Here is a 23,769-nt window from a genome sequence, read left to right on the forward strand (position 1 = left end):
GTAGCCGTGGACATCGACATGAGTGCCCTGCGCACGCTGGTCAGCGAGAAGAACATCCCCTTCGGCCTCGTGGTCGAGTCGATCGAGTCGGCCCTCCTCACCGCGTACCACCGCACCGAGGGCTCGCGCCGCCGCGCCCGGGTCGCGCTGGACCGCCAGACCGGCCATGTGACGGTCTGGGCCACCGAGGACGCGTCGGAGCTGGACGAGGGCGTCGAGCCGAAGGAGTTCGACGACACCCCGAGCGGCTTCGGCCGGATCGCCTCCAGCATCGGCATGCAGGTCATGATGCAGCGGCTGCGCGACGCCGCCGACGACCAGACCTTCGGCGAGTACGCGGGCAAGGAGGGCGACATCGTCACCGGTGTCGTCCAGCAGGGCAACGACCCGAAGAACGTGCTGGTCGACATCGGCAAGCTGGAGGCCATCCTGCCGCCCCAGGAGCAGGTCCCGGGCGAGGACTACCGGCACGGCACCCGGCTGAAGTGCTACGTGGTGGCCGTGCGCCGGGGTGTCCGCGGGGCGTCGGTGACGCTGTCGCGCACCCACCCCAACCTGGTTCGCAAGCTGTTCGCGCTGGAGGTCCCGGAGATCGCGGACGGCAGCGTCGAGATCGCCGCGATCGCCCGTGAGGCCGGCCACCGGACGAAGATCGCGGTCTGGTCGCGCCGCCAGGGGCTGAACGCCAAGGGCGCCTGCATCGGCCCGATGGGTGCCCGGGTGCGCGCGGTGATGGGCGAGCTGCACGGCGAGAAGATCGACATCGTCGACTGGTCGGAGGACCCGCGCGAGATGGTCGCCTCGGCACTGTCCCCCGCCCGGGTGACGAGTGTGGAGATCGTGGACCTGGCGCAGCGCTCCGCACGGGTGATCGTGCCGGACTACCAGCTGTCGCTGGCGATCGGCAAGGAGGGGCAGAACGCCCGTCTGGCCGCCCGTCTGACCGGCTGGCGGATCGACATCCGACCGGACACCGAGGGCGTCGAGCCGGAGTCCCCGGCCGAGTAGTCGTTGCTGTCGGAGCCCCCCGCCGTTCCCCCCGGAATCGGCGGGGCGGCGCCATGTCCCTCCGGAGGGGTAGACTTGCCTTCGTCTGGCCGGACGCACGTCCGAGCACGCCCGGAACGCACCTGCGTGGGCTGCCGCAAGCGCGCGGCCAAGCACCAGCTGTTGCGTGTCACGGCGGTCGAGGGCGTCTGCGTCCCTGATCCACGTGGCGCACTGCCGGGCCGGGGAGCGCATCTGCACCCCGAACCGGCCTGTCTCGACCTCGCGGTCCGCCGACGGGCGTTCCCCCGGGCCTTCCGGCTCCAGGGCGCGCTCGACACCGAGCGGCTCCGCGGGTTCATCGAGGAGCGGGTGAGCGACAGCTCCCCGTGACAGCGCGCCGCTCACGCGGCGGAGAACCACCGCAACAAGCACGGCGCACGGGCAGCCGTACGTCGTGCCACCAGTCAGGTACCTCGCGATGTGGAAGTAGGTCGAGATTGCGATGAGCACTCGATGAGTACGCGATGAGTACGCGATGGGTACGCCCATGAAGTAGCGACAGTCCGGCGGACGAGACCCCCGGACTCATAGACAGGAGTGAAGTGGCTAAGGTCCGGGTTTACGAGCTCGCCAAGGAGCTTGGTTTGGAGAGCAAGGCCGTGATGGCCAAGCTCACCGAGCTGGGCGAGTTCGTCCGTTCGGCGTCCTCGACGATCGAGGCGCCGGTCGTGCGCAAGTTGACTGACGCGCTTGGCGTTGCCCCCACCGGTGGTGGCTCTGCTGCCAAGCCGGGCCCGCGGAAGCCCGCGGCGCCCCAGCCCTCGGCCGGTTCGGCCGCGGGCGCACCCAAGCCGGGTGCACCGACCCCGGGTCCGCGCCCCAGCGCGACCCCCGGTCCCCGTCCGACCCCTGCGGCCGCCGCCCCCGCGGCTCCGGCCGCGCCCGCCGCCGCCCCCGCGTCCCGGCCGGCCGGTGCTCCGGCACCGGGTCCGCGTCCGGCGCCGCGTCCCGCGGCTGCGGCCCCGGCCGCTCCGGCGGCCGAGTTCTCCTCGCCGGCCCCCGTGTCCGGTGAGACCGAGGCTCCGCGCCCGGCCGCCCAGGCCCCGCGCTCGACCGGTGGCCCCGCCGCCGGTGGCCCCGCCGCCGGCAGCGGCGCCCGTCCGGGCCCGCGCCCGGCCGGCCCGCGTCCGGGCAACAACCCGTTCACCTCGGGCAGCGCCACCGGTATGGCCCGCCCCGGCGACCGCCGTCCCGGCGCGCCGGGTGCGCGTCCGGGTGCTCCGGCCGGCCAGGGTGGCGACCGTCCCCGTCCGGGCGGCGACCGTCCGCGTCCGGGTGGTCAGGGTGCTCCGGGTGCCGGTGCTCCCCGTCCGGGTGGCGACCGTCCCCGTCCCGGTGGCGACCGTCCCCCGCGTCCGGGTGGTCAGGGTGCTCCGGGTGCCGGTGCTCCCCGTCCGGGTGGCGACCGTCCCCCGCGTCCGGGTGGCCAGGGTGCCCCGGGTGCCGGTGGTCCCGGCGCTCCGCGTCCCGACGGCATGCCCCGTCCGGCCGGCCCGCGTCCGAGCCCGTCGGGCATGCCGCGTCCGAACCCGGGCATGATGCCGCAGCGTCCGGCCGGTCCGGGCCCGCGTCCCGGCCCCGGTGGCGGTCGCGGTCCGGGTGGCCCCGGTGGCCGTCCGGGTGGTCCGGGTGCCGGTGGCGCCCGTCCGGGCTTCCAGGGCCGTCCGGCCGGTCCGGGCTCGCGTCCGGCCGGTGGCGGCTTCGGCGGCCCCCGTCCCGGTGGCGGTGCCCCGGGTGGCGGCGGTGGCTTCGGTCCGCGTCCGGGTGGCTTCGGCGGCCGTCCCGGTGGCCCGGGTGCCCGTGGTGGCACGCAGGGTGCCTTCGGCCGTGGCCCCGGTGGCCGTCCGGCCCGTGGTCGCAAGTCGAAGCGGGCGAAGCGCCAGGAGTACGAGGCCATGCAGGCCCCGTCCGTCGGCGGTGTGATGCTGCCTCGCGGCAACGGCCAGACCGTTCGCCTGTCGAGCGGCGCCTCGCTGATGGACTTCGCGGAGAAGATCAACGCCAACCCGGCCGCGCTCGTCTCCGTCATGTTCAACCTCGGTGAGATGGTCACCGCGACGCAGTCGGTCTCCGACGCGACGCTGCAGCTGCTGGCCGACGAGATGGGCTTCCAGCTCGAGATCGTCAGCCGGGACGACGAGGACCGCGAGCTGCTGGAGTCGTTCGACATCGACTTCGGTGCCAACGAGGGCGACGAGGAGCAGCTGGCCCCGCGTCCGCCGGTCGTCACCGTCATGGGTCACGTCGACCACGGTAAGACCCGCCTGCTGGACGCCATCCGCAAGTCCAACGTGGTGGCCGGCGAGGCCGGTGGCATCACCCAGCACATCGGTGCGTACCAGGTGGTCACCGAGGTGAACGGCGAGTCCCGCCCGATCACCTTCCTCGACACCCCGGGTCACGAGGCGTTCTCCGCCATGCGTGCCCGTGGTGCCAAGTCCACCGACATCGCGATCCTGGTGGTCGCGGCCAACGACGGTGTCATGCCGCAGACGGTCGAGGCGCTCAACCACGCCAAGGCCGCGGGTGTGCCGATCGTGGTCGCCGTCAACAAGATCGACGTCGAGGGCGCCGACCCGACCAAGGTCCGCGGTCAGCTGACCGAGTTCGGTCTGGTGGCCGAGGAGTACGGCGGCGACACCATGTTCGTCGACATCTCCGCGCGCCAGGGCCTCAACATCGAGCAGCTGCTGGAGGCCGTGGTCCTGACCGCGGACGCCTCGCTCGACCTGCGGGCCAACCCCGAGCAGGACGCGCAGGGTATCGCCATCGAGGCCCACCTCGACAAGGGCCGCGGTGCCATGGCGACCGTCCTCGTGCAGCGCGGTACCCTCCGCGTCGGCGACTCGATCGTGGTCGGCGACGCCTACGGCCGCGTCCGCGCGATGCTGGACGAGAACGGCAACAACCTCGCCGAGGCGGGCCCGTCCCGTCCGGTGCTGCTGCTCGGTCTGACCTCGGTGCCCCGCGCCGGCGACAGCTTCATCGTCGTCGACGAGGACCGCACCGCCCGCCAGATCGCCGAGAAGCGCTCGGCCCGCGACCGCAACGCCGCCTTCGCGCAGCGTCGGGTCCGGGTGTCCCTGGAGGACCTGGACAAGGCCATCGCCGCCGGCTCCATCGAGCAGCTCAACCTCATCATCAAGGGTGACGTCTCCGGTTCGGTGGAAGCCCTCGAGGACGCCCTCGTCAAGCTGGACGTGGGCGAGGAGGTCGAGCTCCGGGTCCTGCACCGCGGTGTGGGTGCCATCACCGAGTCCGACGTGGACCTGGCGATGGGCTCGGACGCCATCATCATCGGCTTCAACGTGCGCGCCGAAGGCCGTGCGCGCACCGCGGCCGACAAGGAAGGCGTGGACGTCCGGTACTACTCGGTCATCTACCAGGCGATCGAGGAGATCGAGAACGCCCTCAAGGGCAAGCTCAAGCCGGAGTACGAGGAGGTGCGCCTCGGCGCCGCGGAGATCCGCGAGGTCTTCCGCTCCTCCAAGTTCGGCAACATCGCCGGTGTCCTGGTCCGCGACGGAATCATCCGCCGCAACACCAAGGCCCGCCTGCTGCGCGACGGCAAGGTCGTGGCGGAGAGCCTCACCATCGAGGGTCTGCGTCGCTTCAAGGACGACGCGACCGAGGTCCGCGAGGGCTTCGAGGCCGGTGTGACCCTGGGTTCGTTCAACGACATCAAGGTCGACGACATCATCGAGACCTACGAGATGCGCGAGAAGCCGCGCGCGTAAGCGAGTGGCTGCCGGGGCCGGTCGACGGGTGGTATTTCCGTCGACCGGCCCCGGTCCTGCTGTGTAGGGTCCGGGGAGCGGTCCCGTTCGGGAACCGCTCCCCGAGGCCTTCCAGGTCGGCTCTGACCTGTCACACATGTTCGTGGGAACACTCACCTTCGACCTGCTGCTGGGCGACGTCCACTCGCTCAAGGAGAAGCGGTCGATCGTGCGGCCCATCGTGGCCGAACTGCAGCGCAAGTACAGCGTGTGCGCTGCCGAGACCGGGAACCAGGATCTGCACCGCCGGGCCGAGATCGGCCTCGCGGTGGTGTCCGGCGAAGCCGGGTACATCACCGAGATCCTGGACAGCTGTGAGCGGTTGGTCGCCGGCCGCCCCGAGGTTCAGCTGCTCTCCGCCAGGAGGCGCTACCACAACGACGACGACGAATGAGAACTGTGGACGCGGACGGCGCGAGTCGCCGTTCTCACACAGATCAGGACCGAGAGCGCCCACAAGGCTGGGCGCGGGCCGGTACTTTGGGGCATGGGCCCCGATGGGTGCGCAGCACGCCCGAGTACTCGGCCCACTGCACGAGGAGGCAACGTGACCGACACCGCAAGGGCGCGCAAGCTCGCCGACCGTATCCAGGTGGTCGTCGCCCAGACCCTGGAGCGCCGGATCAAGGACCCGCGACTCGGGTTCGTGACCATCACCGACGCCCGGGTGACCGGGGACCTGCGCGAGGCCACCGTCTTCTACACGGTCTACGGCGACGACACCGAGCGTGAGGCCACGGCCGCCGCGCTGGAGAGTGCCAAGGGCGTGCTCCGCTCCGAGGTCGGCAAGCAGACCGGGGTGCGCTTCACCCCGACGCTGACCTTCGTCGCGGACGCGCTGCCGGAGAACGCCAGGAACATCGACGACCTGCTCGACCGGGCCAGGGCCATCGACGCCGCGGTGCGCACCAGCGCCGCGGGCGCGGTCTTCGCCGGCGACGCGGACCCGTACAAGGTTCCGGCGTCCGAGCGTGACGACGAGGACGAGTAGTCATGGCGGGTGAGCCGGCGGCTGCCGGTTCGGCGGCCGGTACCGGTTCGACCACGGGGGCATCCTCCACCGACACGGTGGAGGGTGCCCTCGCGGTGCTTCCGGGGCCGCGCGCCGAGGAGAGCGGATTCGAGCTGCTGTGGCAGCAGGTGGTGGCCGAGATCGGCCGGGCCCGCTCGATCGACCTGATCTGCCACATCTGCCCGGACGGCGACGCGCTCGGCTCCGCGCTGGCGGCCGGACTGGCGCTGAAGGGCCTCGGCAAGGAGGTCCGGGTCTCGTTCGGCGACGATCCGCAGATCGTCCCCGAGTCGCTGGCCTTCCTGCCCGGCCAGGAGCTGATCGTGCCGGCCTCGGCGGTGCCCGACACCCCCGAGCTGGTGCTCTGCTTCGACGTCGCCGCGGAGAGCCGGCTGGGCCTCCTGCACGACAAGGCCTTCGCGGCCCCGGTGCTGGTCGTGCTCGACCACCACGCCTCCAACCCCGGCTTCGGCACCCACCAGCTGATCGATCCGGACGCCCCGGCGACCGCCGTGCTGGTGGACGAGCTGCTGCGCCGGCTGGGCGTCGAACTGGACCAGGACCTGGCCACCTGCCTGTACACCGGTGTCGCGACCGACACCGGTTCGTTCCGGTACCGGGCGACCACGCCCGCGACCCACGAGCTGGCCGGGCGGCTGCTGGCCACCGGAATCCGGCACGACCTCATCTCGCGGCAGCTGTGGGACACCTCCTCCTTCGGCTACCTCAAGGTGCTGGCCGGCGCGCTCGACCGGGCCGTCTACGAGCCGGAGGCGGCGGAGGGCCTCGGTCTGGTGTGGACCTGGGTGCCGTACCAGGAGCTGGTGCTGTTCAGCGTGACCGTCGAGGAGATCGAGGGCCTGATCGACATCCTGCGCCGCCCGGCCGAGGCCGAGGTGGCGTTGGTGCTCAAGCAGGACCCGGACGGCACCCTGCGCGGCTCCTCCCGTTCCAAGGGCGCGGTGGACGTCGCGGCCGCCTGCGCGGAGCTGGGCGGCGGCGGCCACGTCTACGCGGCCGGGTTCTCCGCCCGGGAGGACGTGGACGTGGTGGTGCGGCGGTTCCGCGCCGCGCTGCGGGCCCGCCGGGACTGATCCGCCCGCCCGCCCCGCCGACCGCCGCCGGCTGCCGGCCGTGCGGCGTGGTCGACGGGGCCGTGCGGTCGGTAGGTTGGCAGCCTGTGGTTGATCGTTTTGTACAGGGCTTTGACAGAGAGAACTTGATGAAGCGCAAAGGCACCGGTCCGGACGGCCTGGTCATCGTCGACAAGCCGGAGGGCATCACCTCGCACGGGGTGGTCGCGAAGCTCCGGTGGCTGGCCGGGACGCGGAAGGTCGGCCATGCCGGCACCCTCGACCCGATGGCCACCGGCGTACTGGTGATCGGGGTCGAGCGGGCCACCCGGCTGCTCGGCCATCTGATGCTCACCGCCAAGACCTACGAGGCGACCGTCCGGCTCGGCCAGACCACCGTCACCGACGACCGGGAGGGCGAGGTCACCGCCTCGGTCCCGGCCGACGGGGTGACCGGGGAGGCCATCGACGCCGGCGTCGCGGCGCTCACCGGCGAGATCATGCAGGTGCCGTCCAAGGTCAGCGCGATCAAGATCGACGGCAAGCGCTCCTACGCCCGGGTGCGCGAGGGCGAGGACTTCGAGCTGGCCGCCCGGCCGACCACCGTGCACTCCTTCACCGTGCACGAGCGCCGGGCCGCGGTCGCGGAGGACGGCACGCCGGTCGTCGACCTGGACGTCACCGTGGAGTGCTCCTCCGGCACCTACATCCGGGCGCTGGCCCGGGACCTCGGCGCCGGGCTCGGCGTCGGCGGGCACCTCACCGCGCTGCGGCGCACCCGGGTCGGGCCGTACGGGGTGGAGTCGGCGTACACCCTGGAGCAGCTGGAGGCCTCGGTGACCGGCGACGGGGCCACCGGGCTGGAGGTGCTGCCGATCGCCGCCGCGGCGGCGGCCGCCTTCCCGCGCTGGGACCTCGACGCCGACCAGGCGAAGCAGCTGTCCCACGGTGCCCGGCTGAAGGCTCCGGGCATGGGCGTGGACGGGCCGATCGCGGTGTTCGGCCCCGACGGCACCTTCCTGGCGCTGGTGGAGGAGCAGGCCGGCCAGGCCCGGCCGGTCGCCGTCTTCGTCGGCTGAACCGGGGGCGGTCCGCGGCTGGACCACGGCCGGCCCGGGGTTGGACCGCGGCCGGGGCGGCGCTGTGGCGGGGCAGTACCCGGGCAGCACCGGGGCGTCGTCGGGGGAAGTTCACCCGCGCGGGGGAGCGCACGGGGTGAACCGAGGTCGTGAACGGCGTGGGCGCGGTCGGCCCGCGACCGCGCCGGGCAGGCTCCCCCGCAGCGCGCAGGTCGCCGCGACGCGTCCACTCCAGGGCCGGCCGGTCCTGCGGGGAGGGCTGCGGGCATGCCGGGACTGCTGGGCTTCAGGGGCTTGCCGGGGGAGGACGACGGCACGGCGGCGGGCGACCCCGGCCGTCGGCTGCTGCGGATCCACGACCGGGACGGCCGGCCGCGGGGCCTGGGCTTCGTGCTCGACCCGCTGGGGACCGTCCTCACCGCGCACGAGACGGTCGCCGGACTCGACGGGATCGTTCTCCACCTCCTCGGCGGCCAGACCAGGGTCCTGGGCCCGGACCACGTCCGGCCGCTGCCCGGGCACGGGCTGGCCCTGCTGCGCACCGACACCGTCGGCGGACTGCCGGTGCCGCCGCTGCCCGTCGCCCCGCCGCCGGAGCCCGGGGACGGCGCTGTGCTGCTGGTGCCCGTCCCGGTCCGGGGCGAGGGGCGTGCGGACGGGCGGACGGTACTGCTGCGCTGCGGCCTCGCGGCGACCACCGGGGCGGTGTACCCGCAGGCCGACCGCTTCCACCTGATCGACGGGGTGCTGCTGCTCGACGTGCCCTCGGCGGCCGACGCGGCGCTCGTCCCGGCCGGGGCGCCGGTACTGGACGCCGCCAGCGGCACGGTGGTGGCCGTGGTCGCGCCCGGCCTGCGGACCCCGGGACGGCCCGGGCCGCCCACCGCCGTTCCGGTGACGGCCGTCGGAGTGGACGTGCCGGAACTCGCCGAGGCGCTGGCGCGCAACGCGGCCGGGGTGCCCGCCTACGGGAGCGCGCTCAATCCGGCCGGGGTGCTGCGGCTGGCCGCCGCCCAGCTGGCCTCGGCGGGGGCCGGGCCGGACCGGGTGGCCGCGCTGGCGGCCGACCGGGTGGACCGGCCGGACGGGCTCGCGGAGTGGGCCGACCTGCTGGTCGGCGGCTGTTCCTCCGGCAGCGGTCCCTCCGGCGACGGTTCTTCCGGCAGCGGCTGGTCCGGCAGTGGTTGGTCAGGCAGCGGCTGGGCCGGTGACGGTCGTTCCGAGCACGGCGGAGCGCCGGAGGCCGGGGTGGTGGCGCTGGTGGGCGCGCCCGGTACGGGCCGCAGCACCGAGGCGGCGGCCGTCGCCGTACGGCGCGGGGACGGCGAGAGCCCCCGGCCCACGGTGTGGCTGCGCGGCGCCGACCTCGGGCCGGGGGACGCCTCGCTCGCCGACGCGGTGGAGCGGGCGCTGGGGGCGGCCTCGGCGGAGCTGGGGGTGCCGGCGCCGGCCGGCCCCGGGGCGGTGGCCGCGCTCTGCGCGGCGGCCGGGCGGCCGCTGCTGGTGGTGCTGGACGGCCCGGAGGAGTCGCCGGTACCGCTGGACGCCGACTGGTTGCGGGCCTCGGCGCACTGGCTGGCGGCGGGCGGGGCGCGGCTGCTGACCGTCTGCGGGGAGGAGGCCTGGGAGCGGCTGGCGCCGGGCGGGGCCGAGGGCGAGTTCCTGGTGCCGGTCGGAGCGCCGCTCGGCCCGTCGTTCGGAGCAGAGGTCGGAGCAGAGGTCGGGGCAGCGGTCGGAGCAGGGGGCGGAGCGCCGGTCGGCGGGCCGGGGCGCGGCGCGGGTGCCGTCCGGGTGGTGGTGCGGCGCCTGGGGCCGCTGCCCGCCGAGGCGGCGGAGCGGGTGCGGCGGCGGTACGGGGTGCCGCCCGGCTGGCCGGCGGCGGAGGACGCCCGGCACCCGCTGGCGGTCCGGCTGGCCGGGCAGCTGTGGGCGGAGGGGCTGCGCGGGGAGCCGGTGGGCCGCACCGGGCTGTTCGCCGCCCACCTCGACCTGTGCTGCCTGCGGGTGGCCCAGCGGCTCGCCGAGGACGGCCGCCCCCGACGGCCGGGCGCCCACCGCCGGGGCGCCGCCCGGCCCGCCCGGGTGTCCGCCGGGCGGGTGCGCCGGACGGCGGCGGCGGTGGCGGGCCGGGTGCACGAGGCGGCGCGGCGGATGCTGGGCGCCGAGCAGGGCGGTCTGCCGCGGGCGGTGTTCGAGGAGCTGTTCCCGGTGGCGGGCGGCTGGGCGACGGCGGTGCTGGCGGAGGGGCTGTTCGTACCGGCCGGGCCCGGCTACCGCTTCGCGCACGGGGAGTTCGCCGACTGGCTGCAGGGACTGCACCTGGATCTGGACGCGGCACTGCGGCTGCTGCTCGGCGAGGCCGAGGACACTCCCCCCGGGCCCGGTGGCGGCCCGCCCGCGGGGATCCGGACCGTGCCGCGGCACCGGATCGGCCCGGTGGTCGCGGCGCTGCGGCGGGTCGGCGCCACCTGGGGCGCCCCGGCGCTGGATCCCTGGCTGCACCGGATCTGGCGGGCCGTGGATCTGCGCCCGGCGGGCAGCGAACCCGGCTGGTGGGCCGGGCGGTTGCTGGTCGCCGGACTGGCCGCCGGCCCGGACCTCGCCGAACACCGGCCGCTGCTGGAGCAGTTGGCCGAACGGATCGTCGAACGGTCCGCCGCCGCAGGCGGGTTCGAGCGGCTTCCGGCGGAGGGCCTGGGCCGGTTCGGACCGTCCTTCTGGGCCGGTCTCGGACTGCCTCGGGAGGCCGAACTCGCCCTGCTCCGGCGGCTGGTGGCCGCCGACGGGCCGGACCGGCCGTTCCTCGCCGCGGTGGCCGCCCGGCTGCGCGCCGATCCGCCGGGGGTGCTGCCGCTGCTGTGCGGGTGGTTCGACGATTCGCGCGGTCTGCCGACCCGCCCCGGGAGCACCGTCGCCGACCTCGCGCACGACCTGCTGTTCGCCCACCGGTCCCTGGCCCTGGACGAGTTGACCGAGGCACTGGCCGGGGCCGCGCACCCGAGGGCGGACGCGCTGCTCGCCGTCCTGGCCGCAGAGGAGCCCTCGGCGCTCTGCCGGGCGGTCGACCGCTGGAGCCACGACCCCCGGCCCGAACGCCGTGTGGCCGCCGCGGTGCACGCGCTGCACGTCGCCCCGTACGCCCGCGGCGCCGGGCCGGAGCTGCTGCGGTTCTCCGCGCTCGCCCTGCTGGCCAGGGAGGGCGAGCCGGCCCTGCACGGCGCCGCGCTGGCCCTGCTGCTGCGGGAGCCGGGGAGCCGGGCCGTCCATCTGCCGGCGGCGCTGGCCGTGTACCGGGGCGGCGAGGACCGCTTCCTGACCGCGCGGGCGCTGGCCCCCGCGCTGGAGAGCGACCCGGAGCCGGTGCTGGCCGCGCTGGCCGACCGCCTGGGCGGGCCCGGGGCGGCGGCGCGGCCGGACGCGCCGGTCGCCGGGACGCTGCGGGTGCTGGCGGACGCCCGGGCGCCGCTGGCCGCCCGGCGGGGCGCCGAGTTCGCCGCCCGGCTGCTGCGCGGACGGCCGGAACTGGCCGGGCCGCTCGCCGTCGACTACCTGGGCCGCCGGCTGGCGCGCGGCGCGGTCGAGGGCGCCGTCGCCCGGTTGGAGCTGCGGGTGCTGCTGAGCGGGGCCCTGGCGGCCCGGGCGGCGGCGGTCCGCAGGCCGTTCGCCGAGGTGCTGTCCCGCCCGGTGCCCGATCCGGTGGCGGACGCGCTGCGGTGCGAGCTGCTGGACACCCTGCTGGCCACCGAGGGGGACCCGGAGGTGCTGGCCGCCGCCCTCGCGGGGCTGGCCGAGCACTGTGCGGCGGAGCGGCCGGCCCGGGCCCGGGCGGTGGTGGTCCGGGTGGCGGCCGCGCTGCCGGGCGCGGACGGGCTGCTGGTGCGCTGCGCCGGCCGGTCGGCGGCGTTCGCCGTGCTTCTGGCGCGCTGGCCGGAGGACGAGCGGCCGGCCCGTCCGGTGGGGCCGCGGCTGGACCGGTTGCGCGCCCTGGTCGCGGCCGGTCGGGACCCTCGGTACGCGGCGGCGGAGGCGGAGCGGGCCGGTGCCGCCGGGGCCGCCCGGCCGCCGGGCGGGGGAGTCCGGCACCCGGCGGTTCGGCCAACCTGCCTTCCGGTGCCGAACTCCGGACAGGCGCATGGCACGCTATAGGGGTTCGGGTTTTGAGCGTTTGAGCGTACAGAAGGTACGCGCCGTAGGGAACAAGGAGCGGTCAGGTGCAGCGCTGGCGTGGCCTGGAGGAGATCCCCGCTGACTGGGGACGCAGCGTCGTCACCATCGGCTCGTTCGACGGGGTGCACCGCGGACACCAGCTGATCATCAACCGGGTGGTCGAGCGCGCCCGCGAGCGGGGGGTGCGCTCGGTGGTGGTCACCTTCGACCCGCACCCCAGCGAGGTGGTCCGCCCCGGGACCCACCCGCCGCTGCTCGCCCCGCAGCCGCGCCGGGCGGAGCTGATCGAGGCACTGGGCGTCGACGCCGTGCTGGTGCTGCCGTTCACCACCGAGTTCTCCAAGGAGTCGCCGGAGGAGTTCTTCCGGCAGGTGCTGGTGGACGCCCTGCACGCCTGCCTGGTGGTCGAGGGGCCGAACTTCCGCTTCGGCCACCGCGCGGCCGGGAACGTCGAGCTGCTGGCCGAGCTGGGCCGGGCGGCGGACTGCGGCGTCGAGGTGGTCGACCTCCAGGTGCGCGGCACCGTCGGGGACGGCGAACCGTTCTCGTCGACCCTGACCCGCCGGCTGGTGGCGTCCGGCGACGTGGCCGGGGCGGCGGAGGTGCTGGGCCGCCCGCACCGGGTGGAGGGCGAGGTGGTGCGGGGCGCGCAGCGCGGCCGCGAGATGGGCTACCCGACCGCCAATGTGGACACCGTGCCGCACAGCGCCGTCCCGGCCGACGGCGTGTACGCGGGCTGGCTGACGGCGGACGGCGAGAGGATGCCGGCCGCGATCTCGGTGGGCACCAACCCGACCTTCGACAACACCGCGCGCACCGTCGAGGCGTACGCCATCGACCGGGTCGGCCTTGACCTGTACGGGCTGCACGTGGCGGTGGAGTTCCTGGTGTACCTGCGCGGGATGGAGAAGTTCGACTCCATCGAGGCGCTGCTGGACCGGATGGCCGACGACGTGAAGCGGGCCCGGGAGCTGACCGAGGCCGGCTGACGGACGCTGTGCCGGAGCACGCGCGAGGGCCCGCCGACCACGGAGGTCGGCGGGCCCTCGGCGTCCGTCGTCACTGCTGCGGCTGGCTACTGCTGCGGCGGCGCGGGCGGCGGGTAGCCGTAGCCGGGGGGCGGAGGCGGCTGGTGGCCCTCCTCGGGCCCGGGGTGGCCGTAGGCGTTACCGGCCGGCGGGGCGGGCGGCTGCTGCCACTCGGGCGCCGGCTGCTGCGGCGGGGCGCTCTGCTGCGGCGGGTAGCCGTAGCCGGGCGGGGGCGGCGGGGCCTGGCCGGGCTGCGGTGCCCACGGCGTGCCGGGCTGCGGGGCGTGCTGGCCGGGCTGCGGCGGCTGGGGGTACGGGTACGGCTGGCCGTACGGGGGCTGGCCCTGCGGTCCGGGCTGGGGCTGCGGGTAGCCCGGAGCCGGGGGCTGCGGCTGGGGGGCGGGCTGCGGCTGGACCTGCTGCTGCCAGCCGTTCTGCTGGGCGGTCTGCTGGGCCCGGACGATGTCCTCGGCGACCAGGGTGGCCAGCTCGAAGTAGGCCTCGCGGACCTTGGGCCGCATCATGTCGAGGTTGACCTCGGCGCCGGCCGCCAGGCTCTCGTCGAACGGCACCACGACCACGCCGCGGCAGCGGGTCTGGAAGTGCGCGACGATGTCCTCGACCTTGATCATCTTCGCGGTCTCGCGGACCCCGGAGACCACCGTGATCGACCGCTGCACCAGGTCGGCGTAACCGTGCGCGGAGAGCCAGTCCAGGGTGGTGGACGCGGACGAGGCGCCGTCCACGCTGGGCGTGGAGACGATGATCAGCTGATCGGCGAGGTCCAGCACCCCGCGCATCGCGCTGTACAGCAGACCGGTCCCGGAGTCGGTCAGGATGATCGGGTACTGGCGGCCCAGCACGTCGATGACCTGGCGGTAGTCCGAGTCGTTGAAGGTGGTCGACACGGCCGGGTCGACGTCGTTCGCCAGGATCTCCAGACCGGAGTGCAGGTCCTGGGAGGTGAACTGACGGATGTCCATGTAGCTGCGCAGGTGCGGGATGGCCGTCACCAGGTCGCGGATGGTCGCGCCGGTCTGCCGCTTGACCCGGCGGCCGAGGGTGCCGGCGTCCGGGTTGGCGTCGATCGCGATCACCTTGTCCTGGCGCTCGCTGGCCAGGGTGGCACCCAGGGCGGTGGTGGTCGTGGTCTTGCCGACGCCGCCCTTGAGGCTGATCACCGCGATCCGGTAGCAGCTGAGCACCGGCGTGCGGATGATCTCCAGCCGGCGGGCCTTCTCGGCGGCCGCGGCCTTGCCGCCGAACTGGAACCGGGGCTGCTGCCGCTGCTGCTTCGGCTGGCTGCGCAGCAGCCGGTCCGAGGACAGCTCGACGGCGGCGGTGTAGCCGAGCGGCGCGCCGTGCGCGGTCTGCTGCGGGGCACCGGCCTGCTGGAACGCGGCGGGCGCGGCCGGGGGCCGGCCCCACTGCGGGGCGGTCGGCTGGGGCTGCGCGGGCTGCTGGTAGGCGGCGGGCTGCGGCCAGCCGCCGGCGCGCGGGTCGGCTCCGGCGGGCGGCGCGGCCGGTCCGGGCTGCGGCTGCTGGGGCTGGGCCTGCGGCGGAACGGCGGCCTGCTGCGGGGGGCCGGGCTGGGCCTGGGCCTGCTGGGCGGCGGCCCACGCTGCGGCCTGCGGGTCCTGCACGTACGGCTGCGGGTCCTGCGCGAACGGCTGGGGTTCCTGCACGAAGGGCTGGGGGCCCGGCGGGAAGGCCTGCGGCTCCTGGGCGAACGGCTGGGGCTGGCCCGGCGCCGCGGCGAAGGGCTGCTGCGGCGCGGCCGGGTACGGCTGCGGAGCGGGGGCGGCGGCCGGCGGCTGGGCGGGGCCGGGCTGCGCGGCGGCGGACGGGTCGGCCGGCGGCCAGCCGGGCACGGGGGCCGGGGCGGGTGCGGGGGCCGGTGCCGGAGCTGCCACCGGGACGGCAGCCTCGCCCGGCTGCGGCTGCGGCTGCGGCTGCGCGTGCGGCTGCGGGTAGATCGGGGACTGCATCGGGGGCTGCGCCGGAGACTGCACCGACGGCTGGGCCTGCGACGGAGCGAGCGGTTGCGCGGCCTGCGCGGGCGGCTGGGCCACCACCGGCGGCGCCACCGCGTCCGGACCGGGCGCGACGACGGGCGCAGGGACAGGGACAGGCGCAGGAGCGGGTGCAGGTGCGGGCGCAGCCGCAGGGCCAGGCACGGCCGCCGGCGCGGCCGCACCGCCCGGAGCCGGCGTCACCCCGGCGTCCGGCGCGGCCGCCGGAGCACCCGCGGCGTCCGTCTGCACGTACCAGGACGGGGGAGTGTAATCGGGCGCGTCGGACCAGTCGTCGTCGTCCTCCGCCGCGTTGTCGCCGACGTAGACGCCGTCCCGATCGCTGCTCACCTAGGGCTCCCTCGTGTTCGCCGCCGCAAGTTCGCGGTGCCGTTGCCGTTCCACAGCCTAGGCCGTGAGCCACCCCCGGCTGAAGGCGGTGTCTCATCTCCGACCGGGCCGCACACGGGCCGCACACAGGCCCCGACCGGGTCCCCGCGGGTCAGTCGAGGCGGCGCGGACCGCCCAGGACCTGGCGTTCCGCCTGCCCGGTGACGATCCGGACGTACTGACGGCTCATCCGGGTCGTCCACAGCGTCAGGTCGTCCGGGAGCGACGGCAGGGCGGCGGTCTCGCCCGGTCCGAGCGAGAGCACCCGGCCGATCAGCTCGGCCTCCTCCGGCATCACCCGCTGCACCCCCACCAGGTCGGCCGCGTTGAGCACCCGGGAGGCGTTCGGCCCCAGGTGCGGCACCACCGTCAGGACCGTCTGCCAGGGCGTGGCGGAGAGCCGGCTGCGCGGCGGGCGGGCACCGAGGTCGCGCACCACGAGCACCGGCGAGGTGACCGAGGCGCCCTGCGGGCCGAGCCGGCCGGGCTGGTGGACCGTCACGCACGGCTGCCCGCCGCCCGCGGCCTGCGCCATCGGCCCCCAGAGGTGGCCGCGGGCGGTCTCGACGGCGATCCGCGCGCCGGTGGCGGCCGCCCGCAGCGCGATGACCTGCGCCGTCCAGAGGCCGCCGACCAGCACCAGGTCGTAGGAGCTGGGCCGGAACAGGCCGAGCACGGCGGGCCGGGCGCGGTGCACGTCCTCGCCGATCAGCACGCCGTCGTCGCCGACCGGGAAGGACAGCGCGTCGAGCTCGGCGAGGGTGAGCACGTGCTTCTCCCGGCGCGGGCCGCGCAGCCCGAAGCCGGGCAGCAGCCGGCGCCCGGTCCGGGGCGGCGGCTCCGTACCGGTACGCGGGGCGGGGGCGGGATAGGACTGCTGCGCCATCAGGAGGCACCTCCCAGCGGCAGGGTGGCGAGCACGCCGGGCGCCTGCTCCAGGTCGAGCCGGACCAGGCCGAGTCCGGCGCTCTGGGCCCGGGCCTCCAGCTGCCGGCCGAGTTCGACGGCCTCGCTCTCGCTGCGCTCGGTGACCCGGACGTGGCCGCTGAGGGTGACCGAGCCGCCGGTGCCGTGACCGGCGGTCAGGCTGAAGGTGCTGGCCAGCGCGGGCGCGCCGGTGACCAGGTTGACCAGGTCGGGGACGGCGATCCGGCCGGGGGCGCCGCCGGGGCGGCCCAGCTGCGGCCAGCGGGAGATCCAGTAGGTGCTGTGCCAGCGGTCGTCGACCCGCCAGAACCGGTTGCTCTCCTGGGTGCGCCGTCCGCTGCCGCCGCCGCTGCCGGTGCCCTGCCGGACCGTCGTGGCCAGCGGGTTGACGCAGGTGGAGATGGCGAGGGCGGCGATCAGCTCGCGCTCGTCGAGCACGGTGACGTCGAACCCGGCGCTGTTCAGCCGCCCGGCCAGTTGGTCGGTGACCCGCTGGAGCGCCTTGCGGGCGCCCGTCTCGCCGCCGCCGCGGGCGCGCACCGCGGTGGCGGCCCGCTCCGGGTCGAGCTTGAGCGCGACCCAGGTGAGCCGCAGCGCGGGGGTGGCGGTGCCGTCGGCGAGCTCCCGGTAGGCGCGGGCGGCCAGCGACTGCTCGGGCAGGTGCGGCGCGGGCGCCGGCTGGGTGTGCTGGACGAGCTGGACCGACTCCAGGACGATGTCGTCGACCCGCAGCGCCGAGCAGACCACGTCCAGCGGCAGCGGCCGGGCGGTGCGGTCCGGACGCAGCGGCAGGTCCTTGGCCTGGACGAGCAGGACGGCGCTGAGGAAGGTGCCGTCGCCGACCATGCCGGTCTCCCGGCGCACCGGGCGGCCACCGAGGTCGGCCTCGGTCGCGTGGGTGCAGGTGCGCAGCGCGGGTTCGAGTTCCAGGGCGGGCGCGAGCGCCGGGTCGGTGCCGGGCGGCGGGAGGTGGGTGCGGGCCCGCTTGCGCCGGGCCTTGAGCGCCGCGCGCACCCGCAGCGCATCGGGGAGGGTGCGGCCGCGCAGCGGCACCAGTGCCAGTGCGACCAGGGCGAGGGCGACCGCGCCGAAGCCGGCGGCGACCGGCCTGCTGATCGTCCAGCCGACCGCGACCAGGGCCACGGCGACCTCGACCAGCACGAGTTGCTGGAGCCTCAGCCGGCTGCCGAGCAGCCCGGGCCGGGGGTGGACGCGGACCGTGACGGGCCCCTGGGGTCCGTCGGCGCGGCCCGGGGCGGGGGAGCCCGCGGTGTCGGTCCCGTCGCGCCGCGCGGAGCGGCGCGGACCGCTGCGCCGTGACGTGCTCCGGCGCCCCGGAACGGTCTGGTTCGGCATCCCCCGAGTGCCCCTCTCTGGTCGGTTGTCGCGGCCCGGCTGGCCGGTGCGTGAACCGTACCCGTACCGTACTCACCGTCTGCTGCCGCATCGTAGAGGGTTCGAGCCCGTTCTCGCCCGGGGGGTGGCAGGCCACGGGGAGCAGGGTCCGACAGGGGAGACGACGAGCATGGCATCGCGCCGGGACGAGCTGAACGCCTACACCTTCGCCCGCAAGCGCACGGTCGGAGCCTTCCTGCTGCCCGGCGGCGGGGGGAGCGACGAGGACGCGCCGCGCCCGGTGAAGGCGATCCTGCCGAGCGTGCTGGTGGGGGCGCTGGTGATCGGCGGCTTCGGCCTGTGGGGGGTGTTCAAGCCGAGCGCGCCGGTGGGTTGGGACGAGGGCAAGTACATCGTCCAGGGCAAGCAGAGCACCACCCGCTACGTGGTGCTGGTCGACCCGGACGGGAGGACCAAGCGGCTGCACCAGGTGCTGAACATGGCCTCGGCGCGGCTGGTGCTGCCGGTGGACAGCAAGGTGGTGGTGGTCGACGACGGTGTGCTCGACCGCTATCCCAACCACGGTCCGACGATCGGCATCCCGTACGCGCCGGACAAGCTGCCCAGCAAGGCGAACGCGAGCCGGCCGATGAAGTGGTCGGTCTGCGACCGGCCGGGCGACGAGCAGGGGAGCACCGTCGACCAGGCGGTGTTCGTGGCGGGCGGCGCCGACGCGGAGGTGCTCGGGGCGAAGGACCGGATGCTGGACGTCGGCCAGGCGCTGCTGGTGCAGCAGGCGGACGACCCGCAGGTGACCGCGTCCGGTCCGGCTGCGGGCCAGGGCAAGCTGCGGGTGTTCCTGGTGGACAGCAAGGGCCGCCGGCACGCGATCGGCGGCCCGGAGGACTCCGACACCACCCGCTCGCAGCTGATGTGGGCCGTGTTCGGGTCGACGGCCGTCCCGCAGAAGGTGAAGAAGGACTGGCTGGACACCCTGGCGCCGGGCAGCGACATCGTCTTCCCGCGGATCGACGGGCTGGTCCCGGACACCAGGACGGCCAACTCCTCGGTGCCGCTGCAGAACCCGGAGGACCGCAAGGTCGGCCGGCTGGTGCGGTTCGGCGAGAAGTACTACGTGGTGGGGAAGAGCCAGCTGCTGCTGGTCAGCCAGTTCCAGGCGGAGCTGGTCCGGCAGAACCCGCTGCTGCAGCCGCTGTACAACCAGGACGCCAACAAGAGCCCGCGGATCGACGACCTCACCCCGGCCGAGCACGCCACCGTCAACAGCAGTGTGCCGCTGATGGCCGAGGGCGCCGCGGACTGGCCGACCCGGACGGGTGCGCCGGCCAACTCCTGGCAGGCGCCGAAGGACGCCCGGGCGGTGGTCTGCAGCACTTTCGACGGGGTCGCGGAGGACGGCCGGACGCCGCGGCGCAGCGTCTGGGCCGGGACGGAGTACCCGGTGCGGTACGGCAACGGCACGTCGACCGCGCATGTGACGCCGGGTCACGGCCTGTTCTACCGGGCGCTGGACAACGCCATGGACGGCTCCGGCACGGACTTCCTCATCACCGAGACCGGTCTGCGCTACGCGGTGCCGGCCAGCAGCGAGGGCGGCAAGGGCGGCCAGAGCGCGCCGCCCGCCCAGCCCGGCCAGCCGTCCGGTCCGGCGCCCGCGCAGCCCGGCGCGTCGAAGGGGCCGTCCGGGCAGCCGGCGACCCCGTCCGGCCCGCCGCAGCCCGAGGAGCTGGGCGGCAACCAGGCCCGGCTGGGCTACCAGGGGCTGCAGCCGGCGCCGGTGCCGCAGCAGTGGTCGAACCTGGTGCCGGTCGGCCCGGCTCTCAACGCCAGGAGCGCGGCCCAGCAGCAGAACGCCTGACGGCCGCGGCGGGGGGCCTCCCCCCGCCGCCCGCAAAGGAATTGGCCACGATGTCATGGCTTGGTAACCGACCGTCGCCCGGTGTTGGGCGAGCTGCGTGTGCCGACTACAGTGCTGCAGGACATCACACCGGTGGTGCCCGGGGGGCCGGAAACGATCCCTCCGGACTCAAGGTCTGTCTCATGGGGGACGGTAGAGCATGGGTCAGTTCAAGACGACCGCTCAGGAGATGCTGGCTTTCGCCAAGCACATGGACGAGGTCATCAACCAGATCAACACCGAGATCAACGGTCTCAACAACCTGGTGGGTTCGATCACCGGTGGTTGGCAGGGCCAGGCCGCGCAGGCGTACACCAACCTCCAGGGGCAGTTCAACACGGACGCCCAGGAGCTGAACAAGTCGCTGCGCGCCATCAAGGACGCGATCGAGCTCACGACCCAGAAGTACTCGCAGGCGGACGCCGACCAGCAGGCGATCTTCGGTTCCGCCGCCGCGTCCTGATCCTCGGCTCTGTCCGTTCACCCGGCGACGCACCCCTCGGGTGATGGGGTGCCTCGCAGCCTCGACTAGGAGACATCGTGGCCGAACACATTCTGGTCAACTTCGAGACCATCAAGAACGCCAGCTCGGAGGTCCGTCGGACCGCGGGGACGATCAAGGCCCAGCTCGAGGAGCTGAAGGCCGGCGTCACCAAGATCTCCGGTAGCTGGGAGGGCGCCGCCCAGCAGGGCTACCAGGCCCACCAGGCCAAGTGGGACCAGCGCGCCGAGCACCTCCAGCAGGTGCTGGAGTCGATCGCCAAGTCCCTGGACAGCGCGGCCTCCAGCTACCAGAACACCGAGAACCGCAACGCCACCCTCTGGCAGGGCTGACGGTTCACGGCCCCAGTACACGCGCCGAAGGGCGGGTGCCCCGCGCGGGCACCCGCCTTTGGCGCGACCGCGCGACCAGGTGGACGACATGAGGGGTGGCAGGGTGCCGGTGGTCAGGTACCGGACGGCGGCCGCGGCGGTGGCCGCGCTCACGGTGCTCGGCGGCCCGCTGACGGTGCCGGCGGCGGCGGAGGGGCCGGGCGTCTCGGCGTCGGGGGAGTGCGGCAAGAACGCGCAGAACGTGCAGGCCGTGCCGTGGTCGCTCCAGCGGATGGTGCTGGACGAGCTCTGGCAGGGCGGCGCGACCACTGGGGCGGGCGTCCTGGTCGCGGTCATCGACACCGGGGTGGACGACCAGAACCCGCAGCTGGCCGACAAGGTCCTCGACGGCGGTTCGCTGCTCAAGGACAAGGAGGGCAAGCGGGTCGAGGGCGGCGGCAAGGACGACCTGGTCGGCCACGGCACCAAGGTGGCGGGCATCATCGCGGCCTCCCGCAGCGACCGGACCGGCTTCGTCGGCATCGCCCCGGGCGCCAGCGTGCTGTCCATCCGGCAGAACGACGCCGAGGGCAACGGCGACGTGCACTCGCTGGTGGACGCCGTCAACTCGGCCGTCGCCCAGGGCGCCAAGGTCATCAACATCTCGCAGGACGTGCGCGGCGCGGCCGACACCCGCTTCGTCGGCTACGAGGAGCTGAAGGCCGCGGTCGACAACGCGGAGAGCCGGGGCGTGGTGGTGGTCGCCTCCTCCGGCAACGACGGCAAGCGGGGCGACACCTTCCCGGCGGCCTTCCGCACCGTGCTCGCCGTCGGCGCCTCCGACCGCAACAACGAGCGCACCTACTTCTCCCAGTACGGCGACTTCGTGGACGTCGCGGCCCCCGGCGTAGACATGCTCTCCACCGTCCCGCGCGGCGGGCAGTGCGTGGACAACGGCACCAGCTTCGCCGCCCCGTACGTGGCCGGGCTGGCGGCGCTGCTGGTCGGCGCGCACAAGGACTGGAAGCCGAGCCAGGTGCGCGCCTGGATCGAGCAGACCGCGCAGCGCACCGACCACAAGGCGAACGAGTACATCGGCTGGGGCGTGGTCGACCCGGTGAAGGCCGTCACCACCGCGCCCGCGGCACCGCCCGACAAGCCGGCCGAGGACCCGCCGGTGCAGTTGGCGTCCGCCCCGATCGTGCCCCGCCCGCTCGGCCTCGGCGAGACCCAGGCCGACCGCGACGGCCGGACCGCGACGTACGTCCTGGGTGTGGGGGCGCTGCTGGTCGCCCTGCTGATCGGCGGCGGCATCGTCCTCCGCGACCACCGCCGCCGCCCCTGAGCCACCGCCCCTGAGACCCTGGCGCGAAGCTCAAGAAGTAGCGCGCGGACGCGGCAGTGCCCCGGGCCAGGGGGAGCCCGGGGCACTGCCGTGTGGGGGAGGGGTGGGGGTCTTCGGGGCGGCGGTCAGGCCTGCTGGTCCTCGGGGACGGTGATCACCCAGCGGGTGTCCTGCCGGGGGCGCAGGTAGAGCAGCCAGTAGAGGGTGGCGACGGCGGTGATGCCGCCGGTCCACAGCAGCGGCACGGTGTCCAACTGGGTGATCACGTAGACCAGCACCACGATCAGCACCACCGGGACGGCCGGCCACAGCGGCATCCGCCAGGCGGCGGCGTGCTTGTGCTGGTTGCGGCGGGAGAGCAGCGCGGCGATCGCGACCAGCAGGTACATCCCGGTGACGGCGACGCCGGTGATCTCGCTCAGCAGCTCGCCCTTGACGAAGCAGAGCGCGGCGCCCGGGAGGCCGACGGCCAGGGTGGCGACCCACGGGGAGCCGAACCGGCCGAGGGTGCCGAAGGCCTTGTTGACCGGCTCGGGCCACGCCTTGTCGCGGGCCGAGGCGAACAGCACCCGGGAGTTCTGGATGACCATGACGATGCCGGCGTTGATGATGGCCAGCGCGACGCAGAGGCTGATGAAGGTGCCGACGGCCGAGTTGCTCCAGGCGGTGACCAGGCCGGAGATGTCGCCGGAGCTCAGGGTGGCGAGGTCGGGGGCGCCCATGGTGATGGCGGCGACCGGGACCAGGATGACGGCGGCGGAGATCGCCAGCGTCCACAGCACGGTGCGGGACACGTTGCGGCGCGGGTTCTCCAGTTCCTCGGAGAGGTAGACGGCGGTGGAGAAGCCCTGGGTGATGAAGAGCGCGATGCCGAGGGCGCCGATGATCGCGCCGATGCTCACCGTGGTGGTGACGCCGTCCTCGCCGGTGACCACGCCGTGCAGCATGCTGGGCGCGCCGCTGTTGGCGTGGGCGAAGCCGAGCACCGACACGACGCCGGCCGCGATGACCTCCAGCACCAGGAAGACGCCGGTGATCCAGGCGTTGGCGCGCAGGTCCAGCAGGCCGGCCAGGGTGGCGGCGAGCATCACCGCGGCGCCGGCCAGCGGCTTGTCCACGTGCAGGACGGGTGCCAGGTAGTCGGCGGTGCCGAGGGCGATGACCGAGGGGACGATCATCACCACGATCAGCGAGAGCACGAACACCAGCCAGCCGGCCAGCCGTCCGGCCAGGGTGCCGACCATGGCGTACTCGCCGCCGGCGCTGGGGATCAGGGTGCCGAGCTCGGAGTAGCAGAAGGCGACCGCGATACAGAGCACCGAGCCGATCGCGATGGCCAGCGCGGTGGCGCTGCCGATGCTGGAGAACAGCTCCGGGACGATCACGAAGAGCGTGGAGGCCGGGGTGACGCAGGACAGCGTGAGCAGTGTGCCGCCCACGACGCCGATCGAACGCTTGAGCGTCTGCGGGGCGGCGGGGGTGCCCTCGACGGTCGGGCCGGGGGCCGCGGCGGTCGGTGGGCGAAGCGTGTCGGTCATCGGGGCATCCGATCGGCTCTGTGCGGTCCTGGAGAGGGAGCGGTATCGCCTCCGCTGGCTGTCTGCTCGGTTCTGGTCCTGTCGCTCCCGGGCCGCCATGGAACCTTGGCCGTATCGATCGCGTCAATGCCGGAATTGCTTCGGAATCCGTTGCGCCGATCCGCATAGACATGCGATCTGATGATCACTTATCGTCATCACTATGCATGTCCGACTTGTTACTTTCGCCACATCGCACTTGAATCCAAGGTGAACACGATGTTGCGCGCATCAATCCAAGGCCGTGGCCGGATGCGGAGGCAGGTC

Annotated in this window: 17 protein-coding genes; 13 read left to right on the forward strand and 4 right to left on the reverse strand. The window is 74.6% G+C overall.

The annotated features are described in order from the left end of the window. The first annotated feature begins 6 nt into the window (after positions 1-6). The 9 genes from nusA to OG715_RS28235 all read left to right on the forward strand — a co-directional run bounded on the left by nusA (position 7) and on the right by OG715_RS28235 (position 13,146). Positions 7-1,008: a transcription termination factor NusA gene (nusA, locus tag OG715_RS28195; RefSeq protein WP_266274454.1), complete on the forward strand. Its 1,002-nt coding sequence runs from the start codon at positions 7-9 to the stop codon at positions 1,006-1,008. A 126-nt stretch (positions 1,009-1,134) separates the two neighbouring features. Continuing rightward, complete coding sequence (locus OG715_RS28200) at positions 1,135-1,380, forward strand: YlxR family protein (RefSeq protein ID WP_043471274.1); 246 nt, start codon at positions 1,135-1,137, stop codon at positions 1,378-1,380. A gap of 212 nt (positions 1,381-1,592) precedes the next feature. Next, positions 1,593-4,787, forward strand: a complete 3,195-nt coding sequence (gene infB / locus OG715_RS28205; RefSeq protein WP_266274453.1) for a translation initiation factor IF-2 — start codon at positions 1,593-1,595, stop codon at positions 4,785-4,787. Positions 4,788-4,923: 136 nt separating this feature from the next. After that, positions 4,924-5,220, forward strand: a complete 297-nt coding sequence (locus tag OG715_RS28210; protein WP_266274452.1) for a DUF503 domain-containing protein — start codon at positions 4,924-4,926, stop codon at positions 5,218-5,220. A 153-nt stretch (positions 5,221-5,373) separates the two neighbouring features. Further along, on the forward strand, positions 5,374-5,817 hold the full coding sequence (rbfA, locus tag OG715_RS28215; RefSeq protein WP_266274451.1) for a 30S ribosome-binding factor RbfA: 444 nt from the start codon (positions 5,374-5,376) through the stop codon (positions 5,815-5,817). A 2-nt stretch (positions 5,818-5,819) separates the two neighbouring features. Next, on the forward strand, positions 5,820-6,932 hold the full coding sequence (locus OG715_RS28220; protein WP_266274450.1) for a DHH family phosphoesterase: 1,113 nt from the start codon (positions 5,820-5,822) through the stop codon (positions 6,930-6,932). 128 nt (positions 6,933-7,060) lie between these two features. After that, complete coding sequence (truB, locus tag OG715_RS28225) at positions 7,061-7,990, forward strand: tRNA pseudouridine(55) synthase TruB (protein ID WP_266274449.1); 930 nt, start codon at positions 7,061-7,063, stop codon at positions 7,988-7,990. 267 nt (positions 7,991-8,257) lie between these two features. Beyond that, entirely contained in the window at positions 8,258-12,136 is a 3,879-nt protein-coding gene (locus OG715_RS28230) for a serine protease (RefSeq protein ID WP_266274448.1), read from the forward strand. Positions 12,137-12,201: 65 nt separating this feature from the next. Further along, positions 12,202-13,146: a bifunctional riboflavin kinase/FAD synthetase gene (locus OG715_RS28235; protein ID WP_266274447.1), complete on the forward strand. Its 945-nt coding sequence runs from the start codon at positions 12,202-12,204 to the stop codon at positions 13,144-13,146. Positions 13,147-13,232: 86 nt separating this feature from the next. Here the strand turns inward: OG715_RS28235 and OG715_RS28240 are convergent, their stop codons facing one another. From OG715_RS28240 to eccE, 3 genes are all read right to left on the reverse strand, one after another. Continuing rightward, on the reverse strand, positions 13,233-15,548 hold the full coding sequence (locus OG715_RS28240; protein ID WP_266274446.1) for a MinD/ParA family ATP-binding protein: 2,316 nt from the start codon (positions 15,546-15,548) through the stop codon (positions 13,233-13,235). 151 nt (positions 15,549-15,699) lie between these two features. After that, positions 15,700-16,473: a hypothetical protein gene (locus OG715_RS28245; protein ID WP_266274445.1), complete on the reverse strand. Its 774-nt coding sequence runs from the start codon at positions 16,471-16,473 to the stop codon at positions 15,700-15,702. Then, entirely contained in the window at positions 16,473-17,870 is a 1,398-nt protein-coding gene (eccE, locus tag OG715_RS28250; RefSeq protein ID WP_266274444.1) for a type VII secretion protein EccE, read from the reverse strand. The genes OG715_RS28245 and eccE overlap by 1 nt, the downstream gene beginning before the upstream one ends. Before the next feature lie 169 nt (positions 17,871-18,039). Between eccE and OG715_RS28255 the strand changes: the two genes are divergently transcribed. The 4 genes from OG715_RS28255 (at position 18,040) to mycP (ending at position 21,925) form a co-directional block, all read left to right on the forward strand. Then, positions 18,040-19,728 carry a type VII secretion protein EccB gene (locus OG715_RS28255; RefSeq protein ID WP_266274443.1) on the forward strand — a complete coding sequence of 563 codons (1,689 nt, stop codon included), beginning with the start codon at positions 18,040-18,042 and terminating at the stop codon, positions 19,726-19,728. 199 nt (positions 19,729-19,927) lie between these two features. Further along, on the forward strand, positions 19,928-20,230 hold the full coding sequence (locus OG715_RS28260) for a WXG100 family type VII secretion target (RefSeq protein ID WP_045941337.1): 303 nt from the start codon (positions 19,928-19,930) through the stop codon (positions 20,228-20,230). 77 nt (positions 20,231-20,307) lie between these two features. Further along, positions 20,308-20,601 (forward strand): WXG100 family type VII secretion target, encoded by a 294-nt coding sequence (locus tag OG715_RS28265; RefSeq protein WP_266274442.1) that lies wholly within the window; start codon positions 20,308-20,310, stop codon positions 20,599-20,601. 88 nt (positions 20,602-20,689) lie between these two features. After that, positions 20,690-21,925 (forward strand): type VII secretion-associated serine protease mycosin, encoded by a 1,236-nt coding sequence (gene mycP, locus OG715_RS28270; RefSeq protein WP_266274441.1) that lies wholly within the window; start codon positions 20,690-20,692, stop codon positions 21,923-21,925. Positions 21,926-22,050: 125 nt separating this feature from the next. On the opposite strand, the gene OG715_RS28275 is transcribed toward mycP, so the two are convergent. Further along, positions 22,051-23,463: an APC family permease gene (locus OG715_RS28275; protein WP_266274440.1), complete on the reverse strand. Its 1,413-nt coding sequence runs from the start codon at positions 23,461-23,463 to the stop codon at positions 22,051-22,053. Positions 23,464-23,769 lie beyond the last annotated feature (306 nt).

This window comes from Kitasatospora purpeofusca, from assembly GCF_036010405.1.
Taxonomy (GTDB): domain Bacteria; phylum Actinomycetota; class Actinomycetes; order Streptomycetales; family Streptomycetaceae; genus Kitasatospora; species Kitasatospora purpeofusca.